Annotated in this window: 16 protein-coding genes and 1 pseudogene; 5 read left to right on the top strand and 12 right to left on the bottom strand. The window is 30.8% G+C overall.

Features of this window, described 5'->3' with window-relative positions; all coding sequences use genetic code 11:
* Positions 1–89 precede the first annotated feature (89 nt).
* The 5 genes from FOF46_RS31870 to FOF46_RS29025 all read right to left on the bottom strand — a co-directional run bounded on the left by FOF46_RS31870 (position 90) and on the right by FOF46_RS29025 (position 4,122).
* Complete coding sequence (locus FOF46_RS31870; RefSeq protein WP_167571992.1) at positions 90–230, bottom strand: hypothetical protein; 141 nt, start codon at positions 228–230, stop codon at positions 90–92.
* A gap of 72 nt (positions 231–302) precedes the next feature.
* A complete protein-coding gene (locus FOF46_RS29040) occupies positions 303–998 on the bottom strand; it encodes a hypothetical protein (RefSeq protein WP_109438773.1) in 696 nt (231 codons plus the stop codon).
* A gap of 347 nt (positions 999–1,345) precedes the next feature.
* A complete protein-coding gene (locus FOF46_RS29035) occupies positions 1,346–2,023 on the bottom strand; it encodes a response regulator transcription factor (protein WP_143918954.1) in 678 nt (225 codons plus the stop codon).
* Complete coding sequence (locus FOF46_RS29030) at positions 2,023–2,781, bottom strand: sensor histidine kinase (RefSeq protein ID WP_109438775.1); 759 nt, start codon at positions 2,779–2,781, stop codon at positions 2,023–2,025. Before FOF46_RS29030 ends, FOF46_RS29035 begins: the two co-directional genes overlap by 1 nt.
* A 609-nt stretch (positions 2,782–3,390) precedes the next feature.
* Positions 3,391–4,122, bottom strand: a complete 732-nt coding sequence (locus FOF46_RS29025) for a hypothetical protein (protein ID WP_143918953.1) — start codon at positions 4,120–4,122, stop codon at positions 3,391–3,393.
* Positions 4,123–4,341: 219 nt separating this feature from the next.
* On the opposite strand from FOF46_RS29025, the gene FOF46_RS31865 reads away from it, so the two are divergent.
* Positions 4,342–4,539, top strand: coding sequence for a hypothetical protein (locus FOF46_RS31865; protein ID WP_109438778.1), 198 nt, complete (start codon positions 4,342–4,344; stop codon positions 4,537–4,539).
* A gap of 42 nt (positions 4,540–4,581) precedes the next feature.
* On the opposite strand, the pseudogene tnpA reads toward FOF46_RS31865, so the two are convergent.
* The 7 genes and pseudogenes from tnpA to FOF46_RS28990 all read right to left on the bottom strand — a co-directional run bounded on the left by tnpA (position 4,582) and on the right by FOF46_RS28990 (position 10,955).
* Positions 4,582–5,003 (bottom strand): annotated as a pseudogene (tnpA, locus tag FOF46_RS29020) (IS200/IS605 family transposase).
* Positions 5,004–5,887: 884 nt separating this feature from the next.
* The gene (locus tag FOF46_RS29015; RefSeq protein ID WP_143918952.1) at positions 5,888–7,813 is read right to left on the bottom strand and encodes a coiled-coil domain-containing protein; all 1,926 of its coding nucleotides are present in this window, start codon (positions 7,811–7,813) and stop codon (positions 5,888–5,890) included.
* On the bottom strand, positions 7,800–8,270 hold the full coding sequence (locus FOF46_RS29010; protein WP_143918951.1) for an ABC-three component system middle component 5: 471 nt from the start codon (positions 8,268–8,270) through the stop codon (positions 7,800–7,802). The genes FOF46_RS29015 and FOF46_RS29010 overlap by 14 nt, the downstream gene beginning before the upstream one ends.
* Before the next feature lie 4 nt (positions 8,271–8,274).
* Positions 8,275–8,868 carry an ABC-three component system protein gene (locus FOF46_RS29005; protein ID WP_143918950.1) on the bottom strand — a complete coding sequence of 198 codons (594 nt, stop codon included), beginning with the start codon at positions 8,866–8,868 and terminating at the stop codon, positions 8,275–8,277.
* Complete coding sequence (locus FOF46_RS29000) at positions 8,868–9,143, bottom strand: hypothetical protein (RefSeq protein WP_143918949.1); 276 nt, start codon at positions 9,141–9,143, stop codon at positions 8,868–8,870. The genes FOF46_RS29005 and FOF46_RS29000 overlap by 1 nt, the downstream gene beginning before the upstream one ends.
* A gap of 325 nt (positions 9,144–9,468) precedes the next feature.
* On the bottom strand, positions 9,469–9,987 hold the full coding sequence (locus FOF46_RS28995; protein WP_143918948.1) for a DMP19 family protein: 519 nt from the start codon (positions 9,985–9,987) through the stop codon (positions 9,469–9,471).
* A 161-nt stretch (positions 9,988–10,148) separates the two neighbouring features.
* Positions 10,149–10,955: a S24 family peptidase gene (locus FOF46_RS28990; protein WP_143918947.1), complete on the bottom strand. Its 807-nt coding sequence runs from the start codon at positions 10,953–10,955 to the stop codon at positions 10,149–10,151.
* A 275-nt stretch (positions 10,956–11,230) separates the two neighbouring features.
* Here FOF46_RS28990 and FOF46_RS28985 point away from each other — a divergent pair, with 275 nt between their 5' ends.
* The 4 genes from FOF46_RS28985 to FOF46_RS28970 are packed head-to-tail and all read left to right on the top strand — an operon-like array spanning position 11,231 to position 13,667.
* Positions 11,231–11,497, top strand: a complete 267-nt coding sequence (locus FOF46_RS28985) for a hypothetical protein (protein WP_143918946.1) — start codon at positions 11,231–11,233, stop codon at positions 11,495–11,497.
* Between the two features lie 53 nt (positions 11,498–11,550).
* Positions 11,551–11,751, top strand: a complete 201-nt coding sequence (locus FOF46_RS28980) for a DUF4248 domain-containing protein (RefSeq protein WP_143918945.1) — start codon at positions 11,551–11,553, stop codon at positions 11,749–11,751.
* Positions 11,744–12,262, top strand: coding sequence for a hypothetical protein (locus FOF46_RS28975; RefSeq protein WP_143918944.1), 519 nt, complete (start codon positions 11,744–11,746; stop codon positions 12,260–12,262). The genes FOF46_RS28980 and FOF46_RS28975 overlap by 8 nt, the downstream gene beginning before the upstream one ends.
* A 34-nt stretch (positions 12,263–12,296) precedes the next feature.
* Positions 12,297–13,667, top strand: coding sequence for a VapE domain-containing protein (locus tag FOF46_RS28970; RefSeq protein WP_143918943.1), 1,371 nt, complete (start codon positions 12,297–12,299; stop codon positions 13,665–13,667).
* Positions 13,668–14,157 lie beyond the last annotated feature (490 nt).

Here is a 14,157-nt window from a genome sequence, read left to right as displayed (position 1 = left end):
AATCCTTTTAAAACCTTGAGTATTTTATCGTAATTTGCTTGAAAGTTGTGCATATGAATTATAGTGTCGTAACTACAATTTACTGCCTTTTAGCAGTTTGCGCAACTTTTTCTAAATGCACAACGGGTAGGGTTATAAGTATTTATGTTTTGAAAGTTAAAAGAAGAAGAATACTCCCCATTATAACCAAAAACGTGTGCCCCTGCCGGATCTTGTATTTTATTATTCATGATTTTATATTTTGAAAGATAAACCCTATCATGCACATATGGATTTGTACCGATAGGGTTTAATAATTAGATTTAAAGTAATGCTGCGGCAAATGGTATTGCCGTATCAATAACCGATCCTATACTCGAAAAGATACCTTCTACTTTTACACCCGACTTGGTGTCACTTTGACTGCTTGAAGAGAGCTCATTATAAATTTTTAATCCAGTATCAGCTATTACAGGAATAGCTTTCGTTACACCGTTTAATAATCCTCCCCAATCAACTCCAAGATCTTCCTTAAAACCAGCAAGCTTCATTTCTTCGGTTGTCAATGGTTGGGCTAAACTTACAGATGACGGGCCAACAATAATTGGAATCAAGTTACCACTTCCTTGCCCATTATGGAGTAATGGACTATCTGCATTAGACAAAGATGTAGTAATAGGAAGTACTTGTAAGCAAATCTGACCAGGTCTACTTTCTTGTAGTGCTTTTGGTGGTAACATAAAGTTAAAAGCTCTATTAGAAGGTGCACTGTTGTTACTAACAATATTAGTGATCATTGTTTGTGTACTACTTTGAGTATTCGGAGTAGCTACAAACGCGATACTACCAGGTTTATTAGTATCACTTACCATAGATCCAGCTATTGTTGAGTCTGGTGTTGGTGGTGTACCGTTTACAAAAATACTCATACTGTCATTAACATAAGAGAAAAGTTGTGGAATTGCAGAAACACCCTTTAATGATGTATCTTTTATTGCACTTGAATTGTCATTGTTCATAATTCTAAATTTTAAAATGATTATTAATTTATTTCCAGGTATTTTTTATACCTGCGTCTAATTAGTGTGAAACGTTTCTTTATTAAGGGTGACGAGCGTCTTAATACATAGCAAAGATGATACGAATCTCTTATAAAAATCAACGTAGAATTACTGTATTAAGAAAAACAGGTAAAAATACGTGCTTCAAAAGATTAATAGATAAAGTGGCAAAAAATATAAAGAGATATAACAATATCAATATCTCAGGATTACTCCTGAATAATTATACCATTTTAACTTTTGATGTCTTTATAATTTACTAAACAGAAGAAAAAAAGAGGATAGTGTATTAATACTTATTCAAATTAATATAGTACTAATTTTGAAGGATCAAATAAGTTTTCTCTTACCGCATAAATGACTAAACCCGCGGTATTTTTGACACCCGTTTTTAATAATAAGTTGGTTCGGTGTCCTTCTACTGTGCGTTGTGTTATAAAGAGTTTTTCTCCTATTTCCTTTGCAGTATATTGCATACAAATTAAGTCCAACACTTCGAATTCTCTTTTTGAGATTTGATCATGCTTTACAATTTGGGGTTTTGCAGAAGGGTTTTCAGGCAACTGATCTCTTAGTACTTCTATTTGTTCTGAGGTAAAGTAAAAATCCTTTTGATCTATTTCATGAATTGCTTCCAATAGTTGCTCTGGTAATATGCCTTTAGGTAAAAACGCGTTGACTCCTGCCTTAAGCATAAAACCTATAGAGGAGTTACTGTAATATGAAGAAATAACAGCAACCTTCACTTCAGGGAAATCATTTTTTAGTAATTCCAATATTTCCATACCATCCATTTTTTTCATACGAAGATCTAACACCACAATATCCGGAACAGATTCTATATTTTTTAGTTCATTAAAAAACTCTATCCCATTTTTAGCACATATACTCACCAACATATTATGACTTTCAAAAAAGGAAGTCAATAATGATACTAAAAGACTGTCATCATCAACTATTGCTAATGAAATAGGTTTGCTCATTATTCTTGGGTTAATGGGGCACAGGCAATAAAAGTTGTACCTTTTTGATTTGACTTAAATTTATACACACCATTTAATATTTGCAAACGAAGTTCAATGTTTTGCAATCCTAAACCTTGAATCTTGAGAGTATCAAATCCGACTCCATTATCACTAATTTTTAATGCTGTTGTAGTATTTGATATACGTAAATAAAAATATATTTCTGTGGCCTGAGCATGTTTGATGATATTATTAATGATTTCTTGTACCACTCTTAACAGATGTAATTTTTGCTCCGATAATAGCGTGATATTAGTATTATACCGTAATAGGGTGTACCCTACTTGATATGATGATTTTAGTGGCAAAAATAAACTTTTCAATAATTCATAAAGGGATAATTCTTCGATAAATGGCGGCTTGAGGTTATGAGATAGTTGTCTTGTAAGTGAGATACACTCTACTATACTATTTTCAAAGTGTTTTTCAAGATCGCGTGAAGAAAAAATAAGAAGTATTACATTTAATTTATTGATCAGTGCATCATGTAATTCCAGAGCAATTCTGCTTCGTTCTCGCTCTAAAATCTCAATACTGATATGCGTTAATACTTTTTGATGTTCTAATTTCGTCTCTATAAGCAAGGCTTTTGATTTGAGTATCCTTTTGAAATAAAGACGAGTAAATACTATAATAGCCAATGCGAAAGAGGTAATCACAAGTAGTGAGATACTCAACCAAAGTATGAGAGTTTCGGGTTCTTGCCATTTTTCCATATTAAGTAGATAAGAAATGAGTAAAACATTACCGTAATGACAAAATTAATTGCCCAGAAATAAAATTTTACCTCCGAATTAATATTGATTAACAAGTTGATAGGTAAGTATAACAACAGGTTAACCGAAAAAAACAACAGTAATGTCGCATTTAATGACATATATATATGTGTCTTTTCTTCTTTTTCATTAAGCACATTTCCATAAAAAAGAAATGTATATATAATAATGGAAATATCTCCCATTACTATTCCGTATGATTGGAATTGTTCTGGGCTTTGTGCAGAAACATGAATGATATCTATAACAATAATGACAAAAGAAATGATTATTAAAGGGAGTAAAATAGAACGTTTGTCCCTTAGCAAATATCTATAATACATCCATGAAAATATAATTAGTTCTATTAATCCATATATTGGTATTATCAATAGGTTATTTCCATATAAAGTATCAAGGAGTCTACTTATCAAATCTGTCAGAAGCCCAAAAACAAAATAAACAATAAGTAATTTATATACTGACGTTAGATGTTTGTAATGATATAATCCTAGTCCTATTCCAAATATCAAAGTGATCGGAGATAGGTAAAGAACTATTTCAAGAACATCATGGAGCAACATTTCTTGACAATTCTGAAACCTGCATTAAATGAAAATTTTGAGGAGCAATAGTCCCCTGACCAAATGGAGGAACAGGGCGAACAATATCATCAAATGAAGATTCTACTTCAGAGTTAGATAATAAAAAGCCATTTGTTTCATTCCATATGATCAACTCTGCTTCGGGGTAGTGATAGAGTTTCTTTTTCTTAAGTCCAAACAAAGCAAAAACTTCAGTTTCTTTTTCTAAATCAGTAGAAGGAATAACAAAAGCCTCAAAAAGGCCATTTGGCGTTGTTATAGCACTATTGATCCATTTATCTTTAAGCACAGACCAGTGAATGATTCTTGTAATTGCTTCATTAGATGGGATGGCATCTGTGCTATTAAAATATCTAGACTGAGAAGTGGTAATAAAAGGACCGAATAGATCTTGGTCCATATATTTAGCTTCTTCTACAATTATGAAATCTTCAATTCTTTCTCCTTCTTTACTGAATTCACTTTCGCTGTCCATTATATTATTCATTAAAAAGAATAATAACTTCCCCTCATGTACGCCAAGATAGGCATGAACATATGTAGGAACAATCGGATCGATTCTTGGTGAAACCTTTAATACTTTTTTGACATCAATATGGAATAATGAACCCTGACCAAGAAAATCTGTGGAAGCTTTTTCAGATTGTCTTAAAATTCCCCATTCTCTAATGGCTTTTTTGATACTTTCTAACTGCATTGTCTTTAAATTGTTTTAAGAGTTGAGTAATACAATAGAGTGATTAAATCAAAGATACTTAAATATTACACAATCAGATGTGCATTTTTGATGTAACTACATCTGAATCATCCAACTCTATACCCTTGAAAAAATATAACTAATTTATTTTCAGACCTATTGCATAATATATACCTTTTTATTTGTACTTTTTTTAGTATTAATTCCAAAAAAACAAAAATGAATAATAACCCAATAATTTATAAAAGTGAAAGAATATGTATCTTCATAGATTTCATCTCCATTCTTAAAAAATTATTGGTGCAACATTTGGAAGCAGATAATTCTGAAGTTAAATCAAATTCTAAAAACAAGTTGAGTTGGAGTATCGATGTAAACTTTGAAGAATTTATTAGCACTAAACCACCTTGCACTTAAAGTGCAGGGGTTCGTTTTCGCAAGGGACTAAAGTCTCTAAGCCTATTCCAATATTAAATTGGAATCATCATTATTACCCCGACGATGATACTCTAGATATTCATTAACCATCTTATCTGTAATATTCCTTGTACTCCAAACACCATAGCCATTTGCCAAAAAATGCTTCCCTCAATAACAATCTTATATGCTTAGAAATTCTTGTTGTAACTTCCTTGATGTCCTACCTTTCAATTGTTTTACTATATAACTAACAATCAACTTTGGAGCATATTCAATGTGCATATGAACGTGGTCTGTACTAACAACACTTTTCAATATCTCAGCAAATTTGAATTAAAAGTTCTCTATAACGTATTTGAATATCGCCACGTAGAACTTTATACCTATTACTTAGTAGACCAAACTATATGATAGGTCAATCGACTTACTGTATGAGAACCTTTTCGTATTTTAAAATCCATCTAAATCTAATATATATATTCGAACTACTAAAAGTGTTGCAATGAAATTGCAGGGCTTTCACCCAAATCTGAGACCGATGAAGCCTAACCTCGATAAATCATGGAAGTTAAGTATCTACAATGAGAAATAACGGTTGCAAAAATTATTATTCCCCGAAGGGATTTTGTATAGTAAGAAAAAAGACAAAATTAAAACTTTAAAGACAAACCCTATTATGGAAATAGCAAACTATATATCAATAAGTTATAATAAAAAGAAAGCCAGACAAAATTGTCTGGCTTTGGTAAAATTGTCTTAAAATTGACCCAGGAGGGATTAACTAGCGTTGATCCCATTACACTCACTACTGCAAATAAGAAACCACGAGCTATCGCTCTAGTTCTTTATTTTATTCCAAAGCTTCAAACTACGTTTGGCTTTTCCATAAAATAAAGAACCACGCCAAATGGCGTGGTTTCTTGCTTGATGTGACCCCAAGCATTCACGGTTCAAACTTTTTAACACAATATTTAGAAGAAATTTCAGAGTATGCAAAAGAACATCGAACCTTGTTAATAGCTTGCTAGAAATGCATTGAATAAATTTTAATTAACTTTTATTTAAGAGTTTTGGTAGTTTTGTCTTAAAATTAACCCTGACAAGACAAATATCGAACTCTTTTGATCAAAAAGCTTTTTGGTAAAGGAGTTAACAAAAGAGTTCAAGATAGTTTAACAAATTATTAGATTTAAGCCTTTGCTAAAAAATGAGTTAATGATTACTAAGTAAAGATTAAAAGAGACAAATCTTTAAATATTTATTTAATTTCTTTTCTGTAATACGACATAAGAAAAGAAATTTTTTAGCGAATTGGAAAAAGTTCAAATCAACTTATATAACAATTTTAAGATACCTCACTAAAATCTAAGCTTTTATTTTCGGGCGTATAAAACTTTCCTACTGTATATTTAGGAATATTTAATTTCTTAGCTATTTTAGAAGTTGTGAAAATTATTTGAAAATCTTTATTTATAAAATCTTCTGATTCAGCAATTTCAACAACCTTCTTTTGGAAGTTTTTACTTCGTTTATCAACCATTCCCTTGTCTTCCATATTGTCACATAATATGAATCTAGGGTATCTAAAAAAGCCTAATTGGATTGAAGCAAAAAAAATAGCAAATCGAACACAATTTTTCAATACAACCATAGAACTAGCTGAGAACCTATTTCGGTTATCTAAATAAAAAGTATTTTCTCTAAAATTAATTGTCACTTTTGTACTACTTTTGAATTTCTCTTCATACTTTCCATCAGCTTTTATTAATTCTAAAGCATATTTGTTTATGAGAGAATATGCCTTTGAAGCTTTTATTCTTTGCAAAGCATGAGATTTTTCTATTTCAGATTCGAGTGTGTTTATTTGGTTTTTTAATTGACCTTCTCTTGATTTATATTCACCATATGAGGATATTAACTCAAGTTGTTTAGCTTGGAATTCTATGTCATATTTTAGCTTACTCTTTTGATCTAAAAGTTTATCTATTATATTACTTTTAGAACTTTTTGTCTGAGAAGTAAATATATCAATGTCTTTTTGTGCATTCTTAAAATTCCTTACAGCGATTTTATACTCTGCTTTTAGTTTTAGTAAATCATTTTCCCTTTCCTTAATTAGATAATTCGACTCTTTGAGTTGCATTTCCAACTCAATTTTCATCCTAGTGAATCTGGCAAGGTTCGTTGAATCACTTACTTCTTGTGCACAAAGGTTACAATGATTTTCTTTAGGTATTTTTAATTTCTGTAAGCAAGATGGACAATATTCAAGCTGTAATTTTCCAAAATGTTCACGGGTTATAATTGATTTATTAATGTCATTTAATTTATCTTCTAATACTTTTATAAAATCTTGACTGTCTAAGAAATCTGCTTCTAAATATTCTATCTCACTTGCTATATCAGTATATTCAACCTTTCGCTTTTTCAATTCTTTTGAAAGAACATCTAATTCTTTTTTTGTATCTGTAGCCTTAACATTACCAATTAGTTCTTCAGGTTCTTTTAAAGCTTCATTAACTTTATCTAATTGTTTTCCTAATGTAGATATTTTTTTGTCAATTTTTAAAGCATCCAGTTCAAAAGAAGAATTTTTAAATACATCTTCTAAAGCACTAATTTGTGACCTTATACTAGATAATTCCTTTTTGCGCTCTCTTAATGTTTTTTCGTGTTTTAATTTATCATCATTATAGGTTCCTAACAATAAATTACCAATTGCATCTCTAACTAGAGGAGAATCAAAATCCTCATTTCTCATCAAGGCATTTAGTGAACTGAGTTGGTCAATGTATAATAATCTTAATATTTGATTAAGAGTGATTGTTTCTAAGTTGTCCGTAGATACTTCTGGAAAATCGAGTAAGTTAAAAATGACTTGACTAAAAGTATCTTGTTTATCCGTTTTCGAGTATGGGTATATTTTCCAACCTTTAGTATACGATTTTATAGCTTCTTCTAGTGGGGAAATATTAATATACATTGGTCGTTTAGGCATACTATTACCTCTTTCATTCTTTTCAAGATTTCTTCTGACCGTAACTTTTACTCCATTAATAAATAGTTCAGCAATGGCATAATCACATGATTTAGCTTCAGGAAGCCACTCTGTAAAATCTCCCCCAAGAATAAAGAATAAGAAACTTGATAATGAAGATTTACCAGTGCTATTATCTCCTCTTATAATATTGATTTTATCATGAAATTTTTCATGATACACATATTTGTCTCCATGAACTATTATTAATTCATTTATCTTAAGAATGCTCATATCTATATTCAGTCAATTTTGTTCTTTCCTTTAATTCTCTAAGAGTAATATTATTGAAATATTTATTAATGAGTTCAATGACTTTTTCGTCAGTTTCAGATGACGATTGATTAAAGTTTGAGTTGTTTTTTACAGTTAGGATACCTTTATCCTTAAAATCATTCGCATCAACTATACCATACATTATTAGAGAATTAATGGTTATATTTTGAATTTCTTTTAATCTTTTGAAAGTATTTTTACGGTTCTTTATAAGGTTATATTTGTTTTGAAACTTTATTTTTTTAAATTCTCTGAACCCATTAGGAAGCGAGGTTTTTCTTAAATCTTGTGGAAATAATAAAAAATAATCATATATACTGTACCTATCCATTTCTATCTTTGAGAAATGATTAAATAATATTAGCCCTCTATTTATAGAGTGATAAACGTCTGTAAGTGGATGATAAATAATCATAAGTTTAATCCCAATTTATATGACAATTGCCAGTTAGAAAATATATCATTCCTACAATATCACTTGAGTCCAAGTTGAGAACATTTTTTTGGGTAATAATTTCCTCAACAGGCTTTATAACTTGTTCATTCATAATTGCCGAAATCTGGGTTTTACTATATCCTTCATCAATTGCAGGGTTTACATAGGTCAAAAACAATGTCCAAATTTTAGCTAAAATATGAGCGTGAATTTTTTGAGTAGCTAAAGAAAGTTCATTTTCTGAGTATAATTTAGAATATTTTTCTTTTAGATAATTTACCCTTTTATATTGTTTTTCATACCCAGCTCTTCGTAATTTCTCATGTAAACCAATAACTTCAGTGTCTATATTAGAAGTATAGTGTTGTATTTTTTCTATAAAACCAATTAAAGAAGTGTTTCCTTCATTTACTTCTTTTTCAAATTCTTCAACTAATTGTAAATATTCGGAGTATTTATCCCTCACGCTTGTATTGTGAAGATTCAATACAGGTTTGTTAATGTGCATTGAACCAACGGAAGAATATTGTTCAGAATTATTGCCAGCTTCTTGGCTAATTTCAATTTCTTTACTCATTAATCCTTCTTGCCTTTATTTATCGTCATATCTCCTCCTGATGCATATTGCTTGGATTTTTTCCCTGCTTTCTGTTTGATTTTCACTTTATTCGGAGTAGAGTCTTTATTATTACTGGATTTATTAAAATAAATAAGGGAGCCTACTATAGCAGTAATTGAAGCTATTATGACAATTAAAGGTTCATAATCTTTAGTTTTAATCCACCATATGGTCCCTATTATAAGTATTAATAATTCTGATATTAAGGCAATGGTTTTCGTGCTTTTTCCCATTAAGAAAATTAAGTTGGTTATAAGTTTACAAGTTAATAAAAATTAACAATTGAAAGATTATTCACTATTTAAAAAATAATAATAAAGACTTACTATGTCTTAAATGTATCTTTCTAATTTATATTTTGAGTCTAATTCATTCATACATTGTCAGTGTTTAATATATGTGTCGTAGCAGAACAAATTGTTACCAAACCTGCGACACTTCTGCGCAGATTTTATTGCTTTTTCAGCTTTAAAATCACTGCACCCTAATAAATATACAAGAACCATTCAATTAATCACTAATCAGCTATAATCACATATCGTGTTGTAGGTAGATTTTTTAAATTTCATTTCTGTGTTTTTCAGCATACTTTCTGTATAAATTTACCATAGAACCGTCAGGGTAATCAGAAAAATCACTATCAAGTTTATCCATTATTTTTTCAGAATTTTCGTCAGAACTTTCATAAAACCAACTTCCATTTTCCGGTAGTAAATCAATAGCTTGTTTTATTATTTTTGAAGATTTAACAGCTCCAATTTCATTTAAGGATTTAATTATTTGTAGGCTCTGTTCTGGAAACCATTCTTGTAAAAAGCTCAAGATACTATCTGCTTGACCTGCATTCTCCAAATGCATACATAGAAATAGATTCAGTTGTTTATTGTTCAGTGATTTTGGATTTTCATTGTATCGTTTTACAAGTATTTCATATAATGCTATAGAAAAATCAGAGTTGTTACTTAAAGAGAATAGACTTTCAAAATCTTCTTTACGAACAATTTCATCTCGTTTTCGGATTTCATTTTTCATTTCTTCTGTCATCCATGAAAGTCCACTAAAAGGATCATTTTCCATATAGTAAGATTTAGTTTGTTACTTTAACTTTTTTACGCTTACCTACAACAATGTTATGATAACAATTGTTGTTATTTCTTACATATAAAAGTAACAATTACTAACAAGAAAGCCAGACAAAATTGTCCCGCTTTTTTGTTTTTTTTTGCCTTATGAAATAATTAAAATAAAAATGAAACATCAGGCGTATATTTCCCAAGAATTTTCCAAACCTGTTTTACTTGGCTTGAAGATAGACATAAATCCGGTGTTTTCTTGTCAGCCGAAATAAGACAATATTCTTCGCCAATTAATCTTAAATATCGACAAACAATATTTGTTTTCTTAGCACTCTCTTTAAGCACAATAACATAAGGGATATCCGTTTTTATATTTTTAGTGTTTTCTATAAGTTCATTACAGATTAACAAATCTCCATGACGGATTTCTTTTGCTTTCATACTATCGCCTTCTACTTCAAAAGCAAATCCAGAAGTCATACAGGGTAATGATATAAAAGGCAAACTTTCTAAAAAAGTGATATCCAAAAAATTGTTTACGTATTTATCTGCATTATCCTGAGAAACCAGTTTTACTATATTGCTAGTATCTTGTTGAACAATTTTATGATCAAGATTTTGAATGTACAAACGGGATAAATTTCTTTCCTCTATGGATAGTAACCGCTCTTGAAGCTCGATATTTGCCGATCGGGACTTGAAGTATTTTTCTTTTAACTGCTCCAATTGTTCTTTTATTGGCAAAGGTTCTGGGAAAAAATCAGGTTGTAACCCAAGATGTTTGATGATGATAGCACGATGCTGTTCCTTTATAATTTCTTGATTATATAACACATAAACCCCTTGTCTTGTTAACCCTAACACTTTGGCAAGTGTTTTGATGCCCCCTTTTCTATTGATACCATGCGCTGTAACATATTTTTTTAAGATATGTCCTTGATGGAAAGTATTAGAGTTATATAGTTCCATATTGATTTTTACAAATGAGAAAATATTGTCTCGATCTAGACATAAAATGTAAACAATATTGTTTTACATTTGGAATATAATTACTGATGATTGACAAATTTGTGCAAATATAGTAATATTTTATATTTTGTAATTGGAACAATAAATATATAATTATAGCGTAATAATAGCTTAATATTCACAGCTTATCGATCTCTGTCCTACCCAGAATGTAATTTGATAATGATGTAAACTTTATGAGTTTACTTTTATTAATTTTTAATCTATGTACCTATATGAACTACAAGTATTGTATCAAGGAGCGATTGGAAGCGCTTCCTGTACACCATTATCGAACACTAAAAAACGAAATCATCAAAGCTTTGGGAAAAACCAGACGCACTTTTGACCGGTATTGTACCATTAGCGCAGATGAATTTGCAGACATTCCTGCTTTAGATTTAGACATTATTGCCTCCTTTCTGGATTGTGAGGCTAATGACTTAAAAAACTACAAAGTCAATAAAGCTGAAATACGGCATAAGATGACACGCAGAAGATAATACAAGGAACAATCAAAGGAAAACAAAAAACAAACACAAAAGGACGAATCATTATGAAAGGGACATACAAATCATCCTCAAAAAAGACATTAGCATTAGCATACGGAGTAACCGCAGAAACATTTAATACTTGGCTCAAACCCATAGAAAATCAAATAGGAGACTATCTTTCCCGCTGTTATACTCCCAAACAGGTCGAGACTATTGTAAAACATTTAGGCATCCCCCAACACTCAGAATTAATTTGTGCATAATACTTTCGATAAGAAAACTAAAGCTTTTGAAAGAGCTATTAGCACAATGCAAGCTGACTTACAACAATTAGCCAATAAAGGGAATGTAAGTGATAGGTTTATTGCAAAACAAAATCGAATCCTTAAAAGCCTTATTGAATATTACAATGAGAGCCAATACCTTATTGACAACATACAGGATCAGCTCAAAGAAACACAAATTGCCAATAACAGGCATAGGGAACAACTCACAGATCGCATCATACAGTTTGAAGCGATCTGTATTTTACATGGGATTCTAGATTTTCCATATTTTCTAAGCTATTCTAAACACATCCTTATAGACTGGGCTATTGACCTTCATAACGATGAAAAAGGGTTTATGCTTACTGATATGATGAAAACATATGTTAAGGAGCTTCCGGAGAAGGACCGAACAACAGTAGAAACTATTTTATTTAGGAGGATTAACCAAAGAATTGAAGGGCTTTTAAATAAAATGAATGATTCCAGAAAGAAACCCAAGGAATAGAAACAATGACATAATTTTTTAAACCATTTATCTTATGGCATTAGAACATAAAGAGATTAAAAAGGAGGAGTATTCTATCGAAGACTTAGGTACAGAAGAAAAACCAAAATCAAGGCGTACTAATTACATTACAGACATTCAGGAATATTTACAGGAAAACTACCAAATACGGTTTAACCTATTAACCCTAACCTTAGAATTTAAGAAGCATAAAGACAAACAGTTTCAAACCCTTGATGATCGGGTTTTAAATACCATCTGGATAGATTTGCAGCTGGAAGGATTAAAATGTTCTGATAAGACATTAGACAAAATCCTAAGATCAGAATATACCAAGTCATACCATCCTTTAAAAAGATACTTTAAAGAACTCCCAGAGCATGATGACACAGATTACATAGGGATGTTAGCTGATACTATTGAAATTACCGATTTAGAAGCTGAAGAATTAAAGTTAAAAGAACTTTGGAGAACTTATCTAGAGAAATGGTTAGTGGCTAGTGTGGCGACCTGCTTAGGTAAAGGGATTAATCAAACTTGCCTTATCCTGGTTGGAGGGCAAGGAAGTGGAAAAACAACTTGGCTCAACAAACTATGCTCTTCAGGAATGGAGGATTTTGCAGTTTGTGGGCATATCAATCCATCAATGACTGATAACCGCACGGTCAATCTTCTGGCTGAAAAATGGTTCGTAAATATCGATGACCAACTAGAAAACATTTTTTTCAAAGACTTTAATGCCCTGAAAGCAATTATAACCGCTCCTTTTGTAACCAACAGAAAAGCTTTTGCCAGATTAACCAAAACCAGAGCAAGAGTATGTTCTTTTATGGGTTCTGTTAATAATCCACAATTTCTAACCGATACCTCCAACCGCAGGTACTTGGTGTTTTCTACTGAAAAAATAAATTTCAAACATAATATCCCCATGCATAAAGTATGGTCACAAGCGTTGCAATTACTCAACAAAGGATATTCCTATTGGTTCTCTGATTCAGAAATAGAACAGCTTAACAAAATGAATGAGCATTTTCAAACAGCTACTTTAGAGCAAGAATGGTTAGCTAAAATATATGAGCCTTGTAAACCCGATGCACCTAATGCCTTGTTTTTAATGTCTTCAGAAATCCTTTCTACACTCTCCGCTTTCTCTGGATTCAAATTAAATCATAAAAAGCTATCACAGGCTTTTGAAAAACTGAACTATGGGAAACCTATTGCGAAGCGTATTAACGGGAAAAGTCCAAGGAAGGTATATGCAGTTTGTAAAATATCTGATGAACAAGAAAACAAGTTTCAAAGAGAGATCAAGAAAGATGCGAAACTCGACAAGGTAGAAATAGTAAAAGAAACTCATAAAAAACAAACAATAGCAAATACCCCTGACCTATTTAAAGGCAAATAAGAAGCTTTTAAAGTGTTTTTTAAGTCAATAGGAGTTTATCCTATTGGCTTTTGTTTTGTAAGCGTATTTCTTCTAAAAAAACAAACCGATACAAAACTACATTTTGCAACAAACTACAAGGTTTTAAAAAAAAGTTGAAAAGTTAAAACTACACGACTACATAACTACATTCCAAAACACAAAATCCTATAACCTCTGAAACTCCCTATAAATACTATATATTATATAATTATATATATAATAATATGATATATGGTAGTCCTTAAAATGTAGTTTAGTGTAGTTTGTTTTTTTCAAAAAAGACAATTTTTTGGTTTGTGTAGTCGTGTAGTCGTGTTGTTTTTACGTTTTGAGTTTTTTTACTGGAGATTCCTATGAAATTGACCCGGGTATTCCTGTTTAAATAGAGCATAGCAAAACAGTTCCCAAAAGCGTGTTTATTTCAGTGTTAAAATTACGATTTTTTTCTTTTTCTTCTCATCGACTCTCC

This window comes from Aquimarina algiphila (assembly GCF_007489275.1).
Classification (GTDB): Bacteria; Bacteroidota; Bacteroidia; order Flavobacteriales; family Flavobacteriaceae; genus Aquimarina; species Aquimarina algiphila.
The sequence above is the reverse complement of the archived record's forward strand: the minus strand, read 5'-3'. Positions and strand labels throughout refer to the sequence as shown.